Raw genomic sequence first — 21,601 nt, 5'->3', positions numbered from 1 at the left:
TCTATTTTTTCAATATATAAAATGGATTAAACTAAGAATTAGATTTTTCATGTCTTCTCATTTTACCAGTGACTTCTTCAACTTTAATAATAAATATTACAGGTAAATCACCTTTATAAATTTTGCTTGAAAAGTCACTTATAAAGTCTAATTCGCGATGCTCTTTATTAATAATGAGGTCTTTTACACCAAGAGAAAATTCATGAAGCTTTGCTTTTGCATTGCTTCCTGTAAGTTCAATAAAAACACCTTGAGCCAGAACAGACTTCCATGAGTTTACTGAATCTATTTCAGAAACACTTAAACAGACATTACTATTTTGTCGCATCGCTTTTACCTTATGACCTTCGGCAGAATACCCAATAATCGTGTTAGTATCTTTGTTAAAATAATAAGTAATAGGAGCTATGTATGGTCTGTTTCTGTAGATATAAGATAGATTACCAATATAGTTGCTTTCGAGAAGTATTAATCGTTCTATTTTGTTTAGTGTTCTAATCATGGTCTTAGGTATAAAGCGTTCGAACTAAGTTATTTAAAACAGAATGAGAAAACTATGATTTTAATCAGTTGCTTATAAATTCTGTTATCATATGTAATCTTAAAGAATGCCTCTATCATTTTATGTTAAGTATACATTATCAATTATGATGCGGTAAAATCATTATGTTGTAATTGTAGTATATATTTTAGAATTGGCTCAATGCTCGATTTGTCCATATAGTCAAAACCATTGAGTTCTTCCTTACTAGCTACAGGATTTGGGTTTTTCAAAGCACCAATTATTAGCATCAATCTATCGTACCAAGTAAGTTCTTTTGGTATTTGTCTGCCTCGTAGTGCAAAATGCTCCATGCTCGAAACTAATTTATTGGGTAATTTACTTTCTGCAATCCATCTATTTAGTTTTTTACCAGCAGGAGCACCAGAAACGGTAAACAAAATAGTTTTTTTGTTTTCAATATTTACCCAATTCGCTTGTATCCATTTACGGTTTAACAATTTGTAGTAGATAATAGGACTTCCTAAAACCAAAAAATCATAATCAGCAAGATTGGGATTAGTGCTTTTAACATCGAACACAGGTAATCCACTAGCTTCACCAATCCAATTGGCGTATTGTTCAGTACTTCCGTACTTACTCGCGAAAAAAATTGCTCCTTTCATAATACAGTATATTTTGTTGATTCTTATAAAATGCCTATTTATTGAATGAAAATAAAAGGCAAAATATGAACATCACACTTATATAAAGGAAAATAAATTGTAGTTAAGATGCGATGATATTAATCAGCTAAAACAATTTTGATGATTACTACCTGTTAGTTTTTAATTCTATAAGTGTGATTTCTGGTCGCATACCAATTCTCGCAGGAAATCCTAGCCAACCCAAACCTCTATTTACATACAAATATTGCTGATTGTGTTTGTACAAACCTGCCCAATGTTTAAACTTATATTTTATTGGACTCCATTGTAAATTTTTATACTGAAAAGCTGCTTGCATACCATGTGTGTGACCAGCTAGAGTTAAATAAATATCTGTTTTATCAATGACTTCTTCTGCCCAATGTGTTGGATCATGAGATAATAATATTTTAAAAGGAATCGTTTTTACGTCCGCAACTGCTTTTTGTAGGTCGCCATATTGCTTAAATGGTGGCTTTCCCCAATTTTCTACACCTACAACAGCTATTTGCTCATTGTTTTCTGAAATGGCTTCAGATTGGTTTAATAAGAGTTTGAAGTCTATGGTCTTAAAAAAATGTTTGATAGCTTCAAAATTATCTTGTTTTGCTTCTATAGATTCCCATTTACTATAATCACCATAATCATGATTACCCAAAACAGCATATTTCTCTTTTTTTGCAATTAATTTATTAAAAACCTTTTCCCATCCTCGCAGTTCCCATGCATAATTGTTTACCAAATCTCCTGTAATTACTATATAGTCTGGTTGCAGGTAATTAATTTTTTTTACAGCTCGCTCTAATTTGTGATACGCATAATTAAAACTGCCTAAATGTAGATCTGATAATTGTACAATTTTTAAACCATCAAATGATTTTGGTAACATGTTGGAGTTAATACTATGGTGATAGATCTTAAATTTATAAACTGCTTTAAAGATGCCATGAATAATAATAAAAAAAGGAAGAAACCCTGAAAGCAATCCAACAAATGGTACTATAATTAGCGACTCATTTTTAGAGAATAGATAATTTGTAAAGTAAAGAATAGATATAATGATAACAAAAATTAGTTTGGGAACAAATGATGAAATGGCAAGACCATAAAATTTTGAAATCAGTAATTGTTTTCTTATTGGGTTAATATCATCCAAGGTAACTTTTAATACAATAATTGAAGTGATTAAACCTATTGTAAATAGCCAAAAAATAAAGTGAATACTTGTTTTTAATAGAGATAAATCTATTAGAATTGTGATGGATTGAAGCCAATAAAAAGCGAGAATATCTACAAGCAAAATTGCTATGCATAACAAGATGATAGTAAAAAGGGAAAAGGATCTCATTGCTTCTTTTTTTAGCGTCTTTTATCTCTATAAGCCCAGTAAATGCCTTTAACATCAGATGTCCAATTGCCATACATAAAGATTAAGGTTATTTCCTCAAAGGTCTCTAACAAGCCAATAACTATCATAATATAAAACAGTGTGTATTCAGGATAAAAGAAAAGAGAAAATAAAATAAAAGCACTTTGCATTACTGCAGATATTTTTGCTAAATAGGTGTGAAATGCAGTGGCTTTACCATATTTTAAATAAGCTATAAACATTTGAATAATGTAAGGCACAAATGCAATAATTATTAGTGTAAGATTGGTTTTTATAAAATCGGTTTCAAAATAAAATAACCCAATAAGACCTATTATTAAGGTGATTTGATCACCAAAAGAATCTAATTGCGAACCTCTTGGACTTACTATTTTAAGTTTACGAGCTAAGAAGCCGTCAATAGCATCTGTAGAGTAGCTTATTAAAAGGAAACAAGCAAAAATTAAACGCAAGTCGAGATAAATTAGCAGCAATAAAAATGGTGCTGCTAAAATGCGGTAAAAGGAAAACCAATCAGCAATGTTAAAATTTTTGAAGGTTAACATACATCTTCTATTTGTTATAAAAATAGACAATTGATGTGTCTACAAAAATGAGAAATGTCAGTAATAATAGTTATTTAAGAAGTACTTAGCCGATTTTAGGCTATAACTTTTGTTTCTTTCAAAATTTATTAATATTTGCTTATTCATTAAGCCTAACTTTTATCTCAGAAATAAAGATCTCTTTTTAATTGTTATATTTCTGTCATCAAAAATGATTTAAAAATTTTCGTAAAAATTCAATTTATTTCTAAGCGTTACAATTTGAGACTGAAGGTTTTCTACTTGTTTTAATAAATTGTAAATAGCATCAATACCTTCTAAATTTATATCTAAGTCGTAATGCAAACGCATCATTTTTTCAACATCATTAAGCTGATTTGCTTTTAAATAATTATCATTATTAGTTATGGCAATTTCAACTAATTCATACTCATGCAATGCATTAATAAAGCTCACGGGAACATTATAATGGGTGCAAAATTGTTGTATTGAGATGAGATGTGTCGTTTCCATGTTATCTTAAGTTTGATAATTCAGTAAAGAGTTCCTTTTCCTTGGCTGATAATTTTGTCGGTGTTTTTATAGTATAGGTCACATACAAATTACCAAACTGACCTTCTTTTTTGTACTTAGGAAATCCTTTACCTTTTAGTTTTACTTTTATTCCGTTCTGGGTTTCTGGTTTTACAGTTAATTTTACTTTTCCATCAAAAGTATTAACTGTTATTTCTCCACCTAATAAAGCTTTATATAAATCTAAATCAACCGAAGTATAGAGGTTGTCTCCATCTCTTTTAAACGACGTATTATTAAGTATTGAAAACTCAATGTACAAGTCTCCATTTGGTCCATTATTAGCACCTTTGCCACCATGACCTTTTATTTTTATGACTTGCCCATTTTCTACTCCTGCTGGAATCGTAATTCGGATATTTTTATTATTTACTGTTAAAGTTCTCTTGTGTGTAGTGTAAACATCTTTGAGATTAAGCTGTAATTGAGCATTAAAATCTTGACCTCTAAATTTCACCTGTTGGCCATGTGATTGTGATGAACGTCCACCAAACATAGAGCCAAAAAAATCTGAAAAATCTTCCTCAGAATAACCTCCGTATTGATTGCCTGTGCTTCCCTGATACTGCTCTTGTTGTTTTGCTTTTTCATATTCTTCGGCATGTTGCCAATGCTCTCCGTATTCATCGTACTTTTTACGATTTTCAGAATTACTTAATACTTCATTAGCTTCATTTACTTCTTTAAACTTTTGTTCGGCTTCCTTATCATTTGGGTTGAGATCTGGATGGTATTTTCGAGCAAGTTTACGATATGCTTTTTTTATATCGCTTACAGAAGCAGTTTTTGAAACACCGAGTATTTTATAAAAGTCAATAAATCCCATTACTTTTTATTATGAGTTTTAATGTATTGCTTTAATATTTGTTTAAGACTTTCTAAGTAATCTTCCATAATTTTAATATTCATATCTGGATGCGCTTTAGATGGTATAGTAATTGGGTTTTCATCTAAAGTAGTATAGAGTTCTGGGTAATTGACTTCTATGCTAAGCGTAAGTCTAATAATTTGATTTTCTATGTCTAGTAACGTTTTCATAGTATCAATTTTAAATGAATAGACTAAAATTAGTTTTAAATAGAGTAATAAGAAATGATGAATATCATTATAAGAAAACTTACAGAAGTATTTTACCATCTCCCATTTGTATAATTCTATCGGTTTTTTTTGCAAAATCTTCATCGTGAGTTACTATAAGTAAGGATAAGCCTTGCTCATCACTTAAGCGTTTAAAGATATTAAACACGTTTTCTGCATTATGACTATCTAAATTTCCTGTAGGTTCGTCTCCCATTATTATTGAAGGATCATTTATCAATGCTCGTGCTATAGCGACACGTTGCTTTTCTCCACCAGATATACGTGATGCTCTTTTCTTTGCTAGGTGATCTATATTGAGCATCTTTAGCTTTTGCATGGCATCATTTTCAATTTCTTTGAGTGATTTTTCTCCTAATTTCTTAGCAGGAAGCATTACGTTTTCTAAAACTGAAAATTCTGAAAGCAAATAATGAAACTGAAACACAAAACCAATGTGTTTATTACGGAGATAAGATAAATGTTCTCTGTCTTGTCCTGAGATAAGTTTATTATTTAAATACAATTCACCTTCATAATCCGTATCCATTGTAGAAAGAATATATAGTAAAGTAGATTTTCCACAACCAGATTTCCCCATTATAGATGCAAACTCTCCTTTTTTGACACTAAAATTGATGTTTTTTAATACATGAAAATGGACAGGCTTTTTAAAATATTTGTTGATATGTTTTGCTTCTAATACAGTGCTCATCTTATTGTCCTCTTATAATTTTAACTGGGTCTATTCTTTTGGCTTTTTTTGATGGCAAATAACCAGCAAGAAATGTAGAAAACATGGCAAATGAAAAACCAATTATAAAGAATACAGGATTCATATTTATAGGGTAGGTTTCTACTGTCGGTAATGCTTCAGTCTGAAATGGAATAGTGTCAATTAAACTTGCCAATCCAAAACCAATAAGCAACCCTAAAACACCACCAACAAACCCAATTATCATAGCTTGACTCATAAAAATAAGTTGAACGTCTTTACCAGAAAAACCAGTAGCTTTTAAAATAGCAATGTCATTCATTTTTTCATAAATAAGCATGTTTAAAATGTTGTAAATTCCAAAACCAGCTACAATAAGTAAGGTTACGGAAACCGCGTAAGTAATTAGGTTTCTTATAGTGGTTCCAGTTTCAAATTGTGCATTTGCTGTTTTTATATCGATTGCTGTTAGATTAAATTGTTGTTCGATTTTTTTTGAAAGAGGAATCGCTTGCTCAAGATCGTGTAGTTTTACATTTATATCTGTGATGTAATTGTTAGCTTCACCAAGAATACGTTGTACTGTTTTTACATTTGTAAAACTTTGTATAGCATCTAAATCTGCAATGCCACTTTGATAAAAACCAACGATTTTTAATGGGAAAACACCACCATTAATTGGGCTTACTTGTACACGATCACCGATTTTTAATGACATTTTTTCAGCAATACCAATACCCAATAAAATACCATTATCTGTATTGTGCAAATCTTTAGCAGAGCCTTCAACAATATAATCACTCATATTAAAGAGTTGAGCTTCATCAATTGGATTAATACCAGTTAGATTACCTCCGAGTTCTATAGAGCCTGCTATATAGAAGATTTGAGTTTTTATTTGTGGTAATGCGCCTTTAACGTTCTCATTAGCTTTTAAATAGTCTATTATTGGCAAAGCATTATGAATTTTTTTCTGACTTCGTTTAGGTTTTATAGAGTGTACTACATTAAAACTTTCCTTAATATTATCAAACAAAGAAACTGGTTGTCTTTTAGAAGGTTCAATTTCATTGTAAATATGAATATGAGGTGTTTGGTTTAATATTAAATCGTCTAACATTCCATTTAAACCAGTCATAAAACACACCAAAGTAATATAAGAACTTATACCAAAAGTTACGCCAAGAGCTGCTGTTGACGTTTGCTTTATTTTAGTTAGCAAATGTGTTTTTGCAATGTTTAGTATAACGCTCCAATTGGTCATTATTCGGGTTTATAAATATAAGTATCTTTAGTTATTCCAGAAATCACTTCAATATATTCCATGTTCTGTAAACCTGTTATGATGGTTACCAAACCTTCATCTGTTTTTACCTTGTTATCATTATTTATATAGGCTTTAGGAATGGTGAGAATGTTATTTTTTTTTGAGATTATGATATTAGCTTCGCCAGATAAACCTGGATACAAAATGTTTGGTGGTGTTTCAAAAAGTGCTTCGACTTTAAAGGTCTGATTTCGTTCGTCTTTTTTTGGATATATTTTGGATATAGTTCCTTTAAATATTCTATTATTATAAGCATCTAGAGTGATTAAAATATCTTGATTTTTGCTAATTCTAACAATATCTACTTCATCAACTAAAAGCTCAATAATAAAATTAGTAGCACTCCCAATTGATGCTAAAGGCTCCATTGTGGTAACAATTTCTCCAGGCTCTTTGTAAAGAGCATATACTTTACCATTGATTTTGCTTTTAACAGTAAAATCTTTAGATGCTATCAATGATGTTTTGTAGTTGTTTTGTGCTTGTTTAACTGCTGTTTGTAGCTCGTTTTTAGTTCTGTGATATTTATTTTGAAGAAGTTTTAAATTGTTTGTAGTCAATTCATAATTGAGTTTTTTAGTGTCGTATTGTACTTTAGAACCAATGTTTTGTTTCCAAAGATTTTTTTGCCTGAAAAAATTAATAGAATCGTTATTGTACTTTATAGTTGCAGCAACAATTTCATCCTCAATACTATTTAAAATGGCTGCACTTCCATTTAAATTTTGTTTGGCTAAGTCTAAGGAAAGCCTAGAATTTTGTGAATTGAGTTTTGGTACGTTATTAATAATTTGGATAAGGGCTTGGTCTTTCATTATCAAGTCACCTTCTTCTAGCTGATTAATATCCAAAATACCAGAAACAATAGCATATACTTGATATAAACTGTCTGGTTGAATAGTTACTGATGCATATACAGATTCTGTGAGTTCTTGTTCCTGAGGTTTTATTCGTTCAGAATTCTTTGAGCATGCAATACAGCATATTAAAATAAGAATAAAATGGAGAAGTCTCATATTTTTATAATGGGGTTATATTTTCTTAATAGACCATTTGTTATTCTTGTTTTTAGTCGCAATAAGTTCTTCTGAAATAAATTTTGTCTTAATCTTTGGTGGTGATTTTGCATAGTCTTTAGATAAAGTGATATGCGTTGGTTTCTCAGAAAGATAATGTATAGTATCACCATTAGTATTTATTGCTAATTCTGAATAACTGTAGTCAATCATGCTTTTATCTAATACATCATTTTGACCAAGGCGATTTTTATGAAGCTTTAGTATTATGGCTAGACCATTCTCAAAATTTGTAGCATTTAAGTATTGAGGTTTAAGTATTGTTTTTCCTGTTTTATCAATATATCCATAATATGATATGTCATCTTCTTTATTGACGATTAGACATCTATCAGAATTAAAAATAGGATAGTCATTTTCTCCAAAGGAGGTTACAACCAAATCACTTCTATAATCAATAATCATTTCACCTTCTGTATTAATAAAAGCCCATTTGCCATCTTTTTGAATCGCAGACAATCCATTATTAAAAGGTGAAATAAAATCAATTTCTTCAAGATTTTGAGCTGTAATAGATAAAGGAATAACTAGAAGGGTAGCTAAAAAAAATATTAATTTTTTCATGATATAACACTTTAAAAATTAGTTAGATAAATGTAGTATCCTTGAAAAAGTTATAAAATGATATTGGTCATTAATGTGCTTTGTGGCTTTAAGATGATGTTAAAATTACTTTTCATGATTTAATACTTCATGCTTTTTAAATTCGATACTCAGTTTTGCCAATAGAATAAGTTCAGATTTATTGATTTTGGCAAATGCATATGCGATACCATTTGCGGTTTTTAAAATCAAACTTTTTAATTCTTTTGTAAAAAGATGAAAATTAGTTTTATAGAATGACATAAAATTGTCAAAACAGAGAGAAGGTTCTGCATCGCATAGATGAAGTTGATTGAACGTATGTTTTGTTGTTTCAATGGATTTTGGATTTATATGTAGCCAAAAATGGTTTAAAATCTCATTAAGTTTCCGATATTCTTCAATAGTTAACTTACCATCAGCTTTTGCTATAGCATAAAATAATTTTCCAATATTTTGATATAATTCTACTTTCATAAATTCAAAATTATTAAGGATTTAAAATTGCTATTATAAATTTATGCAAGATGTGTTTTTTATGGTATGATATTGATCAGTTTCATAAAATAATAGGCTAAGATTTTGTATCTTTAGTATAGTCTTATTTTATTTAAATCATTATGATAAATCAGGATCAGGAAATTTTCAATGTTTTATTAGAAACAGTATCTGAAGCAGTAATAATTGTTAATGATAAACAATGTATTGTGGAAGTAAATAATGCCGCTGAAACTGTTTTTGGGTATAATAAAACAGAGATAAAAGGAAAAACACTTAATGTGCTATTACCATCTAATTATCATACTAAGCATGATGATTATTTTAATGTCTTTATTAAAGAATATAAACATCGTAAAATGGGGAAAACTAGAGATGTTTATGGCTTAAAAAAAAATGGTGACACTATTCCTGTAGAAGTAGATTTAAATCCGTTTAAGATATATAATAGAACATATATCATGGCTTTGGTTAAAGATATATCTAAGCAAAAAGAAACAGAGTTTGATTTTATGCTAAGAAGTAAAGCTTTAGAATCTGCAAGTAATGGTGTTTTAATTTCGGATGCAACGAAACCAGATAATCCTATTGTTTATTTTAATCCAGCTTTTGAAAAACTTACAGGTTACTCTAAAGAAGAAATTTTAAATAAAAATTGCCGCTTCTTACAAGGTAATGACAAAAATCAAAAAGAACTTCATAAGCTTCGTAAGGCTATTAAAAGAGGTAATAGTTGTCTAGTCACTTTAAGAAATTACAGAAAGGATGGCACGCTTTTTTGGAATGACTTGTACATTACACCGATAACTAATAAAAAAGGTATTGTTACAAATTATATTGGAATTCAAAATGACGTTACTGAGCGTGTTATTGCAGAAGAAGAAAAGAATCATTTAGCCAAAATATTTAATGAGTCTTTAAACGAAATATATGTTTTTGATGCGGATACTCTAAAATTTATAAATGTAAATAGAGGTGCACTACATAATATTGGGTATTCCTTCGAAGACCTTAAATCGATGACTCCAATAGATTTAAAACTCAATGTGGAAGAATCTTTTTTTAGAAATAAGTATGCAAATAAGCTTTTAAGCCACGAGAAGGAACATATAGAATTCGAAACAACACATATTAGAAAAAATGGTACGAAATATCCTGTAATGGTACATCTACAATTGTCTCATCTAAACGAAAAACCTGTATTTGTTGCCATAATTGTTGATATAACAGAACAAAAAAACTATACTAAAAAATTAGAAAAGACTGTAAAAGAAAGAACAGAACAACTACAAGAAGCCTTGAGTAAAGAGAAAGAACTCAACGAGCTAAAAACGAAATTTTTGTCTTTGGTTTCTCATGAATTTAAAACACCTTTAAGTGGTATATCTACATCGATAATGTTGCTGGAAAAGTATAGACTTGCAGAGGAGCAATCTAAACGCGATAAGCATTTAGACATCATTAAAGATAAAGTACACTATCTCAATAATATTTTAAATGATTTTTTATCTATTGAAAGATTAGAGTCCAAAACTTTTAATTACAAATTCACCAGCTTTAAATTAAGCAAGGTGATTAATGAAGTAGTTTATAATGCCAATATGTTACTTAAGGAAGGACAACGTATTAATTATCCGGACGATATTGATGATATAACGATTTGCCAAGATGAGAGAATTTTGGAGTTGATATTGTCTAATGTAATTCAAAATGCTGTAAAATATTCGGGCGAAAATTCAGAAATTAATATTGGTGTAAAACATGATATCAATAAAGCGATATTCGAAATTAAAGATCACGGTATTGGTATTCCACCAAACGATATAAGCAATGTTTTTACAAGGTATTTTAGAGCGGAAAATGTTTTAAATATGCAAGGAACTGGTATAGGGTTGAATATTGTAAAAACACACTTAGAAAACTTAGGAGGTAGTATTACCTTAAAAAGTATAGAGCACAAAGGCACAACCGTAAAACTTCATATACCAAATAAAGAAATCTCATGACTAAAATATTGCTTATAGAAGATGATACTGTCTTAAGAGAGAACACTGCAGAGTTGTTAGAGATATCTGGCTTTAAATTAGCCACAGCTTCTAATGGAAAACTAGGTTTAAAAGAAGCGAAAAAGTATTGTCCAGATATTATTGTTTGTGACATTATGATGCCAGAATTAGATGGCTACGAAGTATTAGATCGTCTTTCTAAAAATAATTTAACAAAGCACATTCCTTTTATTTTCCTTTCTGCAAAAACAGAACATGATGATGTTAGAAAAGGAATGAATCTTGGAGCAGATGATTACATAACAAAACCATTTACTGAAGACGAATTGATTAGTGCTATAAAAAGCAGATTAGCCAAGGCAAGTATTTTGAATGAGCGAGATAATAATAATGTCAATAATTATTCTGAAGAAGATGAATTGTGTTCACTCAATGATTTAAAGAATTTTTTCGATGATTATGGTAAGGAGTTTTACATAGCTAAAGATCAAATTATATATAGAGAAGGTGATCATTCTAATTTTATTTACCTTATAACTAAAGGAGCAGTAAAATGCCATAAACTAGATACACAAGGAAAAGAATTAGTAACTGGGTTATATAAAGAAGATGATTTATTTGGTTACACTTCTTTTACACATAATTTGCCACATAAAGAGACAGCCACTACGATTAAGGAAACGGTATTAGTTGGTGTGTCTATTCTACAACTCTCTGAGATATTAAATGAAAATCATAAGGTAGCAATCGCAATAATAGATTTGTTAACAGATGATTTGTCAAATATTAAAGAGCAGCTTTTACAAATGGCTTATAGTTCTGTAAATAAAAAAACAGCGGATACAATAGTAAAATTTGCCGAAAGAATTAACCGAAAGCCAGACGATCCAATTAAAATTTCTAGAAACGATTTGGCTAGTGTTGCTGGTGTTGCAACGGAAACGTTTATTAGAACACTCACCAATTTTAAGAATGAAGGAATTATTAAATCTGAAGGTAGAAATATTGTAGTGTTAGACCTAGAACGTTTAAAGCAAATAAATTAGTAAACTCTTATAAATGACTGTGGTCATTTTATGAGTTACATTTAGCATATACATTTGATACTTTAAATTATAAGTATTATGAAGAATGTATTACTTCCTACCGATTTTTCGGAGAATTCATGGAATGCCATAAAATATGCTCTCCGTTTTTTTAGAAATGAAATATGCAATTTTTATGTATTGCATATTAATAAATTGGGGCATCTAGCTGCTAATGATACGTCAATAGTTATTGACCAAAACTATATCGAAGAAATTTATACAAAACCAGCTAAAAAGCAACTGCGTAATATCTTAAAACGTATCTCAAAAGAATCTCCAAATCAAAAGAATCATAAGTTTTATACACTTACGGATTATAATTTTTTTATAGAGTCTATCCGTAAAATAGTAAATGAAAAACGTATAGATATTATAGTAATGGGAACAAAAGGAGCCTCAGGATTTGGAAGGATTATTTTAGGCACTAATACATCAGATGTTATCACAAAAGTAAAGTGCAACACATTAGCCATCCCAGAAAACGCAGAATTTATTTTACCAAAAGAGATAGCATTTCCAACAGATTTCTCATTGTCTCACAATTTACAAGTTTTGCAACCAATAATAGAAATTATAGAACAGTTTAGATCCTCATTACGAATTCTTCATATCAATAAAAAGAAAGTAGATCTAGATAATGAACAAGAGAAAAATAAAGAGTTAATAGAAGAATATTTTAATAATCAACCTTATAGTTTTCATTATTTAACAAACAGAAGAGTAGAAGATGCTGTTCAATGTTTTGTAGAAAGTAGAGATATAAATATCATTTGTATGGTAGCAAAAAATTTAAATTACTTTCAGCAAATTCTATTTCATTCTAGGGTTGAAAAAATAAGCTATCATACAGAAGTACCATTTTTAGTATTACACGAAAAAAACGAATATTATGGATAATTCAATTTTCTTAGCAAAGTTTTGGGGCTGGTATCTTATTATTTTCTTTTTAATATTAAGCCTAAAACCCAAACGTATTAAACAAATATTTAATGATCTAAAAGACGAAAAATTTTTAATCATTTCTGCTTTTGTTGCCATTATAATTGGTCTGTTAAATATTATATTTCATAATATTTGGGAACTGAATTATAAACTTATTATTACGCTAATAGGATGGTTCTCATTATGTATTGGATTAGCATTGTTTATACTGCCAAGACGAACCATTTCTTGGCTAGAGTATGTTAACATTAAGCTTGTGCAAGTTATATATATGCTGTTATTCTTTATTGGTCTTTTTTTACTGAATAAGGTTTATGGTATCGTACTGATTTAAGTAAGGAAAATGAAAAATGATATATATCATTTTATATATAATAACATCTAGTTACATTTGAAAATAGCATTTAGCTATGACTATTGAAAATGGGGTTTTCTATTAGTTTGCATTTAATTTTGAAAGAAGCCAAACGCTAGTTTGGCTTCTTTTATTTTGTAGAAATTAGAACTAAATCATTTGACTCTAATTATGCTATATCTGATATATGTCATAGTTTCAATGGGTTATGAGATGTACTTTTAAACATCACATAAAACAATAAAGTTATGAGAAAAGTATTAGTTCCTACTGATTTTTCAGACAATGCCATGAATGCTCTAAAATATGCTTTGGAGCTATTTAAATACGATGTGAGTGAGTTCTTTATTATGCATGCTTATCAAGACGAAATATATGCAGATGAAGAATTACTATCTAGAGAAACAATGGATCAGGTTACTGAGATAATTAGTAATAGGTCTCAATTAAAGTTAGAAGGTATCTTAAATGAAATAAAAAAAATTTCCCCAAATCCAAGTCACACTTATAATATAATTTCTTCTAACAGTATGCTTATAGATGAAGCCGATAAAATTGTTGATGAAGAGAATATAGATATCATTGTTATGGGAACACGTGGTAAAACTAATGATAGGAGATTAACCTTTGGGAGCTATACATTACAAGTATTAAAATATGTACAATGTCCTGTTTTAGCGATTCCAGAAAACTATAAAGGCATACAACCAAGACATGTTCTATTTCCAACAAATTATTTAATTCCCTACAAAAGAAGAGAACTTAAACTATTGTGCGAATTAGCATCACCTTATAGAGCAGATATAGATATGCTTTACATTTCTAAAAGTGAAAAACTTTCTTTAAGACAAAAAGATAATCAGAGTTTTATAAAAGATGAATTGTGCAAGAACCAGATTAATTTTAAAAGGGTTAAGGATAAAAATATTACCAATGCCATTTATGCTTACATAAAAGAGAATGATGTAGATATGTTGGTTATGATGAATACAAGACATTCATTTTTAGAAAACATATTGTTTCAATCTACTATAGATAAAGTAAGCTTGTACATAGATATTCCATTTTTAGCATTACAAAATATAAGACGCTATTAAAAAATAACATAAAATCAATTACCATGAAAAAAATACTATTACCAACGGATTTTTCTGATAATTCTTGGAATGCTATAAAATATGCACTTCAACTGTATAAAAATGAAAAATGTAGCTTCACGTTATTACATACGTATACACCAATTATTTATCAATATGAGTATATGCAGGCAAGTTCTCCTCAATTTCATGTATTGGAAGCTGTAAAAGAATCCTCAAAAAGGAACTTAGAAATACTATTGCAAAAAATTGAAACAGAATTTAAAAACCCTAATCATGTATTTAATCAATTATCATCTTTCAATACACTCACTGCAGAAATTAATGAGCTTTATGAAGGACAGGCAATGGATATGATTATTATGGGAACCAATGGTGCTTCTGGTGTAAAAGAAGTGCTATTAGGATCTAATACAGTACATGTTTTAAAAAACGCTAAATGTCCTGTATTAGCAGTACCTAATGACTTTTCTTTTGAAACACCTCAAGAGCTGTTATTTCCTTCAGATTATGAAGTCGATTTTAAAGAAAAACATGTAAAACCAATTATAGATATTGCTTCATTGTATAATATACGTATAAACATTATTCATGTTTTTAATAGCAAAGAATTGTCAGAAAAACAGGAGCAAAATCGTATAAAATTAGAAAATTATTTTAAAAGCATCGCGCACTTATTTCACAATGTAAAGAATGAGAATATTACCGAAGCAATTACCAAATTTCAAATTAAAGCACGTGTAAACTTATTGGTAATGATTAATAATAAGCATTCGTTTTTCGAAAACTTGTTTTTTAAATCGACCATTAATCATATCGGATTTCACTTAAATGTTCCTTTTTTAGTAATTCCTTCAAAACTATAGTTATTACTGATTAATATCATTTCATAGGGTAAGTGTAAGTGCTAATTTTCAACTGTAATTAAAGATTCTGGCCATGAAAAAAAACATACTATTACCAACGGATTTTTCAGATAACGCTTGGTGTGCAGCAGTATATGCTTTAAAGTTATATGCAGAAGAAGAATGTGTATTTTACTTTTTGCATTCTACAAAAATGAAAACTTCGACGATGTCTAATATCTCTAATCGCTTATTAAAAGTGATGTCAGACAATGCTAAAGAAGAGCTTTTAGAATTAAAGGAAATGGCAGAAAATGCAAATGTAAATGCTAACCATGAGTTTAAAATAATCTTAAGTATTGAAGCTATGGATGATGCGATTGAATTCGCAATTCAAAAGTATAAAATAGACCTTATTGTAATGGGTACAAAAGGAGCAACTGGAGCAAAAGAAATTTTCTTTGGTAGCAATACTGTAAAAATTATAAAACATATTAAATCATGTCCAATTCTATTAGTACCTCATGAGTACGACTTTGTAGAGCCAAAACAGATTGCATTTCCAACAGATTATAACAGATTTTACGGAGAAGAATTACTTCCATTAAAACGTTTAGTAGAGTTATATAATTCTAAAATAAGAATAGTTCATATTAATGAGGAGAAGAACTTAAGTCATTTGCAAGACTACAATGTAGCAATGCTTAAAACTTACCTAGAGAATTATCCACATTCATTTCATTGGATGCCAGATTACACCAAAAAGGCGAATGCAATTGTTGATTTTATTGAAGAACTTAACATTAACATTCTTGTAATGATAAATTATAAACACAGTTTTATTGAAAGCATTATTAATGAGCCAGTGATTAAAAAAATTGGGTTCCACGCTACTGTGCCCTTTTTTGTAATACCATCTATAGACTTATAATAATATTACATAGTGTTAAGTAGTAACTTAAAATATACGACAATGAGACATAAAATATTATTACCTACAGATTTCTCAGAGAATGCTTGGCATGCAATTAATTATGCGACAGAGTTATATAAAAATGAACCGACTGATTTTTATATTTTAAATGTGTTTTCTGCGACTGGAAATGTATTGGAAAGTCTAATGAATCTTGAACCTGGAAGTGAATTATACGAAACAAAAAAATGGGATTCTGAAAATGGGTTAGCTAAAGTTTTAGAGAAACTGATATTACGAGGTAAAAGTGATTCTAAGCATCAGTTTAAAACGATTTCAATGTTTAGCAATACTATAGATGCTATTAAAACTGTAGTTGAGAAAAAGGATATTGAAATGATTGTAATGGGAACCAAAGGCGAAACACATTCTAGAGCTACAGCATTTGGTAGTACAGCAATATATGTTATGGAAAAAGCACGCAATTGCCCAGTAATAGTAGTGCCTCAAAAGGCAAAATTAGCATTGCCTATAGAGATTGTATTTCCTACAAGTTATAGAACACATTATAAAAGAAGAGAACTCATCTATCTCACAGATATTGCTAAAAAATGTAATGCAACAATTGTAATACTTCATGTTGCTGAAGCCAGTGAATTAGATGAAAACCAAAAAGAAAACAAGCAACTATTAGAAGAAATTTTGCAAGGTATAAATTATAAATTTCATGAGTTATCTCATAATTCTGTTATAACGGCAGTTAATGTTTTTGTAGAAAGCAGAGGTAGTGATATGGTTGCTTTTATAAACAAAAAGCATGCTTTTTTTGGCAGTATACTCTCAAGTCCTTTGGTGAAAGAAATTTCATTTCACCTTAACGTTCCAATATTGGCGATGCACGATTTAAGAAACTAAAAACACATTAAAGATGAAACAAACAGGTATATGGATAGACAAAGACAAGGCTCATGTTATTACTATTGAAAATGGAGTTGAAAAATTCCATACAATTTCTTCAAACATAGAACATTTTAATATTCATGGTGGTTCTGGTACAAGGCTAAAAGGCGGTCCACAAGACGTTATGCAAGATCGTAAATACTTAGAACGAGAAAAGCATCAATTAAAGCAGTATTTTAAAACTATTGCTACGCAAATTAAAGAAACAGATGCATTAGTGATTTTTGGACCAGCAGAAACTAATGAGAAATTTAGTACTGAATTGCACGAAAATTACAAGAGCTTAAGCACAAAAATAAAAGGAGTGAAAAAGGCTGATAGTATGACAGATAATCAAATAAAAGCTTTAGTAAGAAGTTTCTTTGGGTTGAATTAAGTTTCGACAATTTTATTAGTTAAGTAAAAACTGTCAGAATGATTTTTGTTTTGGCAGTTTTTTAAAATAGTAACAAATGAAAAATGAGAGTTTTGATATTACAAAATCATCAGGTGAGCGTGTTAAATTTTCACTAGACAAATTACAAGGATCTTTAAAGCGAACTGGCGCAGATAAACAGACTGTTAGTCAAATTATAGACAAGGTTCGGGATGAATTGTATCAAGGTATTTCTACAAAAGAAATCTATAATAGAGCCTTTGCATTGCTAAAGAAAAAGAAGAGTTATTTAGCTTCAAAATACAAGCTTAAAAAGGCAATTTATGAGTTAGGACCAACAGGATTTCCTTTTGAATGTTTTATAGGTGCTGTTTTAAAATATTCTGGCTATAAAGTAAAAGTTGGTAAAGTATTACAAGGAAAATGTGTGACGCATGAGATAGACGTAATTGCCCATAAAGGGAATGAAACTACATTAATAGAGTGTAAATTTCATGGGGAACAAGGTATTAATTGCAACGTCAAAATTCCATTATATATTAATTCGAGATACCAAGATGTAAAAACGCATTGGAATGCTAATCCGAAAAATGGAACTTCACTTTCAAAAGGTTGGGTAGTAACTAATACAAGGTTTACAGATGATGCAATAAAGTATAGTAAGTGCTGTGGCTTATATTTATTAAGTTGGGATTACCCGAAAAATGATGGACTAAAGGACCGTATTGACCGTTTAGGTTTATACCCAATTACTGTGTCTACATTACTCACTAATAGAGAAAAGCAGTTTTTATTAAGCAGAGATGTGGTGCTTTGTAGAGAGCTAATACATGATAAATTTTATTTAGATCATTTAGGTGTTTCAGAAGTTAGAAAAGAAAAAATATTTAATGAAATATCACAATTATGCACCATTGAAAATCACAAGTAATGGAAAATTTTGCAAAAATCAATTTTTTAGGAGCCTCAGGTGTTGTCACAGGTTCTAAATTCCTTATTGAAACCTTAGAACAAAATATATTAATTGACTGTGGTATGTTTCAAGGGCTAAAAGAACTACGAGAATTGAATTGGAGCGATCTTCCTATAGATGTTGAAGCGATAGATGTCGTTTTATTAACACATGGACATTTAGACCATACAGGTTATTTACCACGATTATTTAAACAAGGATTTAGAGGTAAGATTATTGGCACAGCACCAACGCTGGCAATTGCAGAAATTATATTAAAGGATAGTGCCAAAATACATGAAGAAGAGGCTGAAAAAGCGAATAAAGAAAAATACACTAAACACAATCCAGCATTGCCCTTTTTTACTATTAGAGAGGCAGAAGAGACTATAAAATTATTTCATGCAAATATTGATGATAAATGGATGCCTTTATCAGAGCATATATCTTATCGTTTTCAATATAATGGACATATCATTGGAGCTACTTTTATTGAATTAGATATAAACAAAAAACGTTTCGTTTTTTCAGGAGATATTGGAAGACGTAATGATTATCTTTTAGATGATCCTAAAACTCCAGAATGGGCAGATTTTTTGTTTATAGAAAGTACGTATGGTAATAAATTGCATCCAGAAGAAGACATAGAAGAAATACTGGCATCACTAATAAAAAAAACCATAAACAAAAAGAGTAATTTAATTATACCAAGTTTTGCTGTTGAGCGCTTACAAACTCTTATGTATATTCTTTGGCAACTTTACAAAAAACATAAAATACCAAACATTCCTATTTTTATTGATAGCCCAATGGGAAATAATGTTTTAGACGTATTTAAGCGCTTTCCTAATTGGCACAAACTGTCTCCAGCTGAGTATAATGAAATGTGTAATCACGTCAATATTGTACAATCCTATAGAGAAACATGGGAAACTATTGATGATAAAAGATCAAAAATTGTTATTGCTGGTAGTGGAATGGTTACTGGTGGAAGAGTGCTCACTTATTTGAAGCAACTTATCGATGAACCATCAACAACAGTCTTATTAGTTGGCTATCAAGCAGAAGGAACACGTGGTAGACAATTGCAAGATGGTGTTCATGAAATACGATTTTTTGGCAAATATTATCCAGTTAAGGCAACGATAAAAAGTATTGAAAGTTTATCTGCACATGCCGATCAAAGAGATTTAATAAACTGGATGCAAAACATTAAAAATGTTCCAGAAAAAGTATATTTAATTCATGGTGAACCGACGGCATTAGATGCGTTTAGAGTTAAAATTAAAGATACATACGGTTGGACAGTGCGTATTCCGAAATTGACTGATGTCGATAAAGTAATTATTTAATGCTAAAGTGTTTAACTGATTAATATCATTTCGAAAAACACATGCTGTTAGTAAATTAGAGACGTAAAAAAATAAGTTTAATTCTAAAACCTATAAATTATGTCACTTATTAAATTTAATAACCGAAACAGATTATTCCCATCTTGGAATAATGAAAGCTTAAAGAGTTTTTTGAGCAGTGATGACTTTTTTAACAATGACTTTTTTGAAGAAGATAGTTTAATGCCTGCAATGAATGTGAAAGAGCACGATGAAGATTTTGAAATTGAATTTGCAGCTCCTGGTTTTTCTAAAAAAGATTTCGAAGTAACCATAGACGATAATATTCTTAATGTATGTGGTGAGAAAAAGCATGAAGTTGAAGAGAAAGAGGAAGATTATACTCGTAAAGAATTTAGTTACAATTCATTTAGAAGATCATTAACATTGCCTAAATCTGTAAGCACAGATCAAGAAGTTAAGGCTACCTACAAAAATGGTATTCTTAAACTTAATCTTCATAAAAAAGAAGAAGCAAAAGAGCAACCTAAAAAAGTTATAGAAGTTATCTAAAACCTATTAATTAAAGCAGAGTGTATTGTAAATGTACACTCTGCTTTTTAAACCTAATTCTCATGAAAACAATACAGACCAATGCAAGGCATACTGAATGGTTAAGTGCAGAAGATATGCACGACACCTCTAAAAAATGGTTGTCAGAATTAGAATTCGGCAAAGAAGAACAACTTTTTTTTGAAGATTTAATTAGATCGTTTACACTTCAAATACTAGATAATAATCATTTTGAAGAAAGTAAAATCTTAATCGTTAAACTCAGCAAAATTGTTAAACAGACGCAAGTTTTAATAAATGCTGTCATATCACACGAAAAAAAATTATCTATTCTTGTTGATGGAGTAGATCAAATCCAAGAAGAAATGGCTTACAGAAAAGAACATCGAAATCTTATTGAGCTAATAAGCGAATTTCAAAAGCGATACAAGTCTATTAAAACGAAGCTCTTTAATTTAATAAAGATTGTAATGAAAGAAGGAAAACAAAAACGGCTATTGGATAAACAATGATTAAACTAAAAACAACTCTTATGAAACGCTCATTAGTTATTATAGTATTATTAGTATTAAGTTGCTCTACATCTCAACTTGTTGATAGCTGGAAAAGTCCAGATATAGATACTTATTCGCCTTCTAAAGTTTTAATTGTTGGGTTAACACCTAACATCGTTGCAAAACAAAAATTTGAGGATCAGCTTAAAGAACAATTAGAAATGCGTGGTATCGAAGCAATTACAAGTATGGACTTTTTTAAGCCATCATTTAAAACCGAAAAGTTAACAGAAGCCGAGCTCAAAATACTAGAAAATGATTTAATTAGAGATGGTTTTGATACCGTTTTATTTTCAAAAGTAATAGGAGTAGAGGATAAAATTGCCTACAGTAAGAACTTTGATGTTTATGATAAAACCTTCATACGATTTAAAGACGATTATTTAAGGTATCAAGATGTTTTTTATAATCCAGATTATTATGAAGAATATACAGTCTATAATGCAGAAACATCTATGTTCTGTATTTGCCCTTCTAAAGACAGAGAACTTATTTGGAAAGGTTATATAGATATAGTAGATCCACAATCCATTGATACTACTGTAAGTGATTATGTAAAGTTAGTTGTTACTGTTTTAGAAGAACAACAATTGATTAGCCCTAGGATTTTAGAAGCTATTGAAAGACCTATAGAATAA

At 29.7% G+C, this 21,601-nt stretch carries 26 protein-coding genes; 14 read left to right on the top strand and 12 right to left on the bottom strand.

The window, feature by feature from the left end; all coding sequences use genetic code 11:
• Positions 1–31: 31 nt before the first annotated feature.
• The 12 genes from QZZ53_RS03565 to QZZ53_RS03510 form a co-directional block, all read right to left on the bottom strand.
• Positions 32–502, bottom strand: a complete 471-nt coding sequence (locus QZZ53_RS03565) for a pyridoxamine 5'-phosphate oxidase family protein (RefSeq protein WP_296381562.1) — start codon at positions 500–502, stop codon at positions 32–34.
• Positions 503–645: 143 nt separating this feature from the next.
• Positions 646–1,167, bottom strand: coding sequence for a flavodoxin domain-containing protein (locus QZZ53_RS03560; protein ID WP_296381560.1), 522 nt, complete (start codon positions 1,165–1,167; stop codon positions 646–648).
• 148 nt (positions 1,168–1,315) lie between these two features.
• On the bottom strand, positions 1,316–2,536 hold the full coding sequence (locus tag QZZ53_RS03555) for a metallophosphoesterase (RefSeq protein WP_296381557.1): 1,221 nt from the start codon (positions 2,534–2,536) through the stop codon (positions 1,316–1,318).
• An 11-nt stretch (positions 2,537–2,547) separates the two neighbouring features.
• The gene (locus QZZ53_RS03550; protein WP_296381554.1) at positions 2,548–3,123 is read right to left on the bottom strand and encodes a CDP-alcohol phosphatidyltransferase family protein; all 576 of its coding nucleotides are present in this window, start codon (positions 3,121–3,123) and stop codon (positions 2,548–2,550) included.
• A 216-nt stretch (positions 3,124–3,339) separates the two neighbouring features.
• Positions 3,340–3,636: a chaperone modulator CbpM gene (locus QZZ53_RS03545; protein ID WP_296381552.1), complete on the bottom strand. Its 297-nt coding sequence runs from the start codon at positions 3,634–3,636 to the stop codon at positions 3,340–3,342.
• A 1-nt stretch (position 3,637) separates the two neighbouring features.
• On the bottom strand, positions 3,638–4,522 hold the full coding sequence (locus QZZ53_RS03540) for a J domain-containing protein (RefSeq protein WP_296381550.1): 885 nt from the start codon (positions 4,520–4,522) through the stop codon (positions 3,638–3,640).
• On the bottom strand, positions 4,522–4,734 hold the full coding sequence (locus QZZ53_RS03535) for a hypothetical protein (protein WP_296381548.1): 213 nt from the start codon (positions 4,732–4,734) through the stop codon (positions 4,522–4,524). Before QZZ53_RS03535 ends, QZZ53_RS03540 begins: the two co-directional genes overlap by 1 nt.
• Positions 4,735–4,813: 79 nt before the next feature.
• Positions 4,814–5,488, bottom strand: a complete 675-nt coding sequence (locus QZZ53_RS03530) for an ABC transporter ATP-binding protein (RefSeq protein WP_296381546.1) — start codon at positions 5,486–5,488, stop codon at positions 4,814–4,816.
• 1 nt (position 5,489) lies between these two features.
• On the bottom strand, positions 5,490–6,752 hold the full coding sequence (locus QZZ53_RS03525; RefSeq protein ID WP_296381545.1) for an FtsX-like permease family protein: 1,263 nt from the start codon (positions 6,750–6,752) through the stop codon (positions 5,490–5,492).
• Positions 6,752–7,831 carry an HlyD family efflux transporter periplasmic adaptor subunit gene (locus QZZ53_RS03520; RefSeq protein ID WP_296381543.1) on the bottom strand — a complete coding sequence of 360 codons (1,080 nt, stop codon included), beginning with the start codon at positions 7,829–7,831 and terminating at the stop codon, positions 6,752–6,754. Before QZZ53_RS03520 ends, QZZ53_RS03525 begins: the two co-directional genes overlap by 1 nt.
• A gap of 15 nt (positions 7,832–7,846) precedes the next feature.
• The gene (locus QZZ53_RS03515; protein WP_296381540.1) at positions 7,847–8,455 is read right to left on the bottom strand and encodes a WG repeat-containing protein; all 609 of its coding nucleotides are present in this window, start codon (positions 8,453–8,455) and stop codon (positions 7,847–7,849) included.
• A gap of 105 nt (positions 8,456–8,560) precedes the next feature.
• Positions 8,561–8,950, bottom strand: coding sequence for a hypothetical protein (locus QZZ53_RS03510; protein WP_296381537.1), 390 nt, complete (start codon positions 8,948–8,950; stop codon positions 8,561–8,563).
• Between the two features lie 143 nt (positions 8,951–9,093).
• On the opposite strand from QZZ53_RS03510, the gene QZZ53_RS03505 reads away from it, so the two are divergent.
• The 14 genes from QZZ53_RS03505 to QZZ53_RS03440 all read left to right on the top strand — a co-directional run bounded on the left by QZZ53_RS03505 (position 9,094) and on the right by QZZ53_RS03440 (position 21,601).
• On the top strand, positions 9,094–10,977 hold the full coding sequence (locus QZZ53_RS03505) for a PAS domain S-box protein (protein ID WP_296381535.1): 1,884 nt from the start codon (positions 9,094–9,096) through the stop codon (positions 10,975–10,977).
• A complete protein-coding gene (locus tag QZZ53_RS03500) occupies positions 10,974–12,023 on the top strand; it encodes a response regulator (protein ID WP_296381533.1) in 1,050 nt (349 codons plus the stop codon). The genes QZZ53_RS03505 and QZZ53_RS03500 overlap by 4 nt, the downstream gene beginning before the upstream one ends.
• Before the next feature lie 78 nt (positions 12,024–12,101).
• Positions 12,102–12,962, top strand: coding sequence for a universal stress protein (locus QZZ53_RS03495; RefSeq protein WP_296381531.1), 861 nt, complete (start codon positions 12,102–12,104; stop codon positions 12,960–12,962).
• Entirely contained in the window at positions 12,955–13,341 is a 387-nt protein-coding gene (locus QZZ53_RS03490; protein WP_296381529.1) for a hypothetical protein, read from the top strand. Before QZZ53_RS03495 ends, QZZ53_RS03490 begins: the two co-directional genes overlap by 8 nt.
• 269 nt (positions 13,342–13,610) lie before the next feature.
• The gene (locus QZZ53_RS03485; RefSeq protein ID WP_296381527.1) at positions 13,611–14,459 is read left to right on the top strand and encodes a universal stress protein; all 849 of its coding nucleotides are present in this window, start codon (positions 13,611–13,613) and stop codon (positions 14,457–14,459) included.
• A gap of 23 nt (positions 14,460–14,482) precedes the next feature.
• On the top strand, positions 14,483–15,325 hold the full coding sequence (locus QZZ53_RS03480; protein WP_296381525.1) for a universal stress protein: 843 nt from the start codon (positions 14,483–14,485) through the stop codon (positions 15,323–15,325).
• A gap of 73 nt (positions 15,326–15,398) precedes the next feature.
• Complete coding sequence (locus QZZ53_RS03475) at positions 15,399–16,235, top strand: universal stress protein (RefSeq protein ID WP_296381523.1); 837 nt, start codon at positions 15,399–15,401, stop codon at positions 16,233–16,235.
• A gap of 42 nt (positions 16,236–16,277) precedes the next feature.
• Entirely contained in the window at positions 16,278–17,132 is an 855-nt protein-coding gene (locus QZZ53_RS03470; RefSeq protein ID WP_296381519.1) for a universal stress protein, read from the top strand.
• 13 nt (positions 17,133–17,145) lie between these two features.
• On the top strand, positions 17,146–17,553 hold the full coding sequence (locus QZZ53_RS03465; RefSeq protein WP_296381518.1) for a hypothetical protein: 408 nt from the start codon (positions 17,146–17,148) through the stop codon (positions 17,551–17,553).
• 76 nt (positions 17,554–17,629) lie between these two features.
• Positions 17,630–18,484 carry a restriction endonuclease gene (locus QZZ53_RS03460; protein ID WP_296381516.1) on the top strand — a complete coding sequence of 285 codons (855 nt, stop codon included), beginning with the start codon at positions 17,630–17,632 and terminating at the stop codon, positions 18,482–18,484.
• Entirely contained in the window at positions 18,484–19,857 is a 1,374-nt protein-coding gene (locus QZZ53_RS03455) for an MBL fold metallo-hydrolase (RefSeq protein ID WP_296381514.1), read from the top strand. The genes QZZ53_RS03460 and QZZ53_RS03455 overlap by 1 nt, the downstream gene beginning before the upstream one ends.
• A gap of 99 nt (positions 19,858–19,956) precedes the next feature.
• Positions 19,957–20,409, top strand: coding sequence for an Hsp20/alpha crystallin family protein (locus tag QZZ53_RS03450; protein WP_296381511.1), 453 nt, complete (start codon positions 19,957–19,959; stop codon positions 20,407–20,409).
• Positions 20,410–20,471: 62 nt separating this feature from the next.
• Positions 20,472–20,921, top strand: coding sequence for a hypothetical protein (locus QZZ53_RS03445; protein WP_296381509.1), 450 nt, complete (start codon positions 20,472–20,474; stop codon positions 20,919–20,921).
• A gap of 20 nt (positions 20,922–20,941) precedes the next feature.
• On the top strand, positions 20,942–21,601 hold the full coding sequence (locus QZZ53_RS03440) for a hypothetical protein (protein ID WP_296381508.1): 660 nt from the start codon (positions 20,942–20,944) through the stop codon (positions 21,599–21,601).

Source organism: Winogradskyella sp., from assembly GCF_016744625.1.
Classification (GTDB): Bacteria; Bacteroidota; Bacteroidia; order Flavobacteriales; family Flavobacteriaceae; genus Winogradskyella.
The sequence above is the reverse complement of the archived record's forward strand: the minus strand, read 5'-3'. Positions and strand labels throughout refer to the sequence as shown.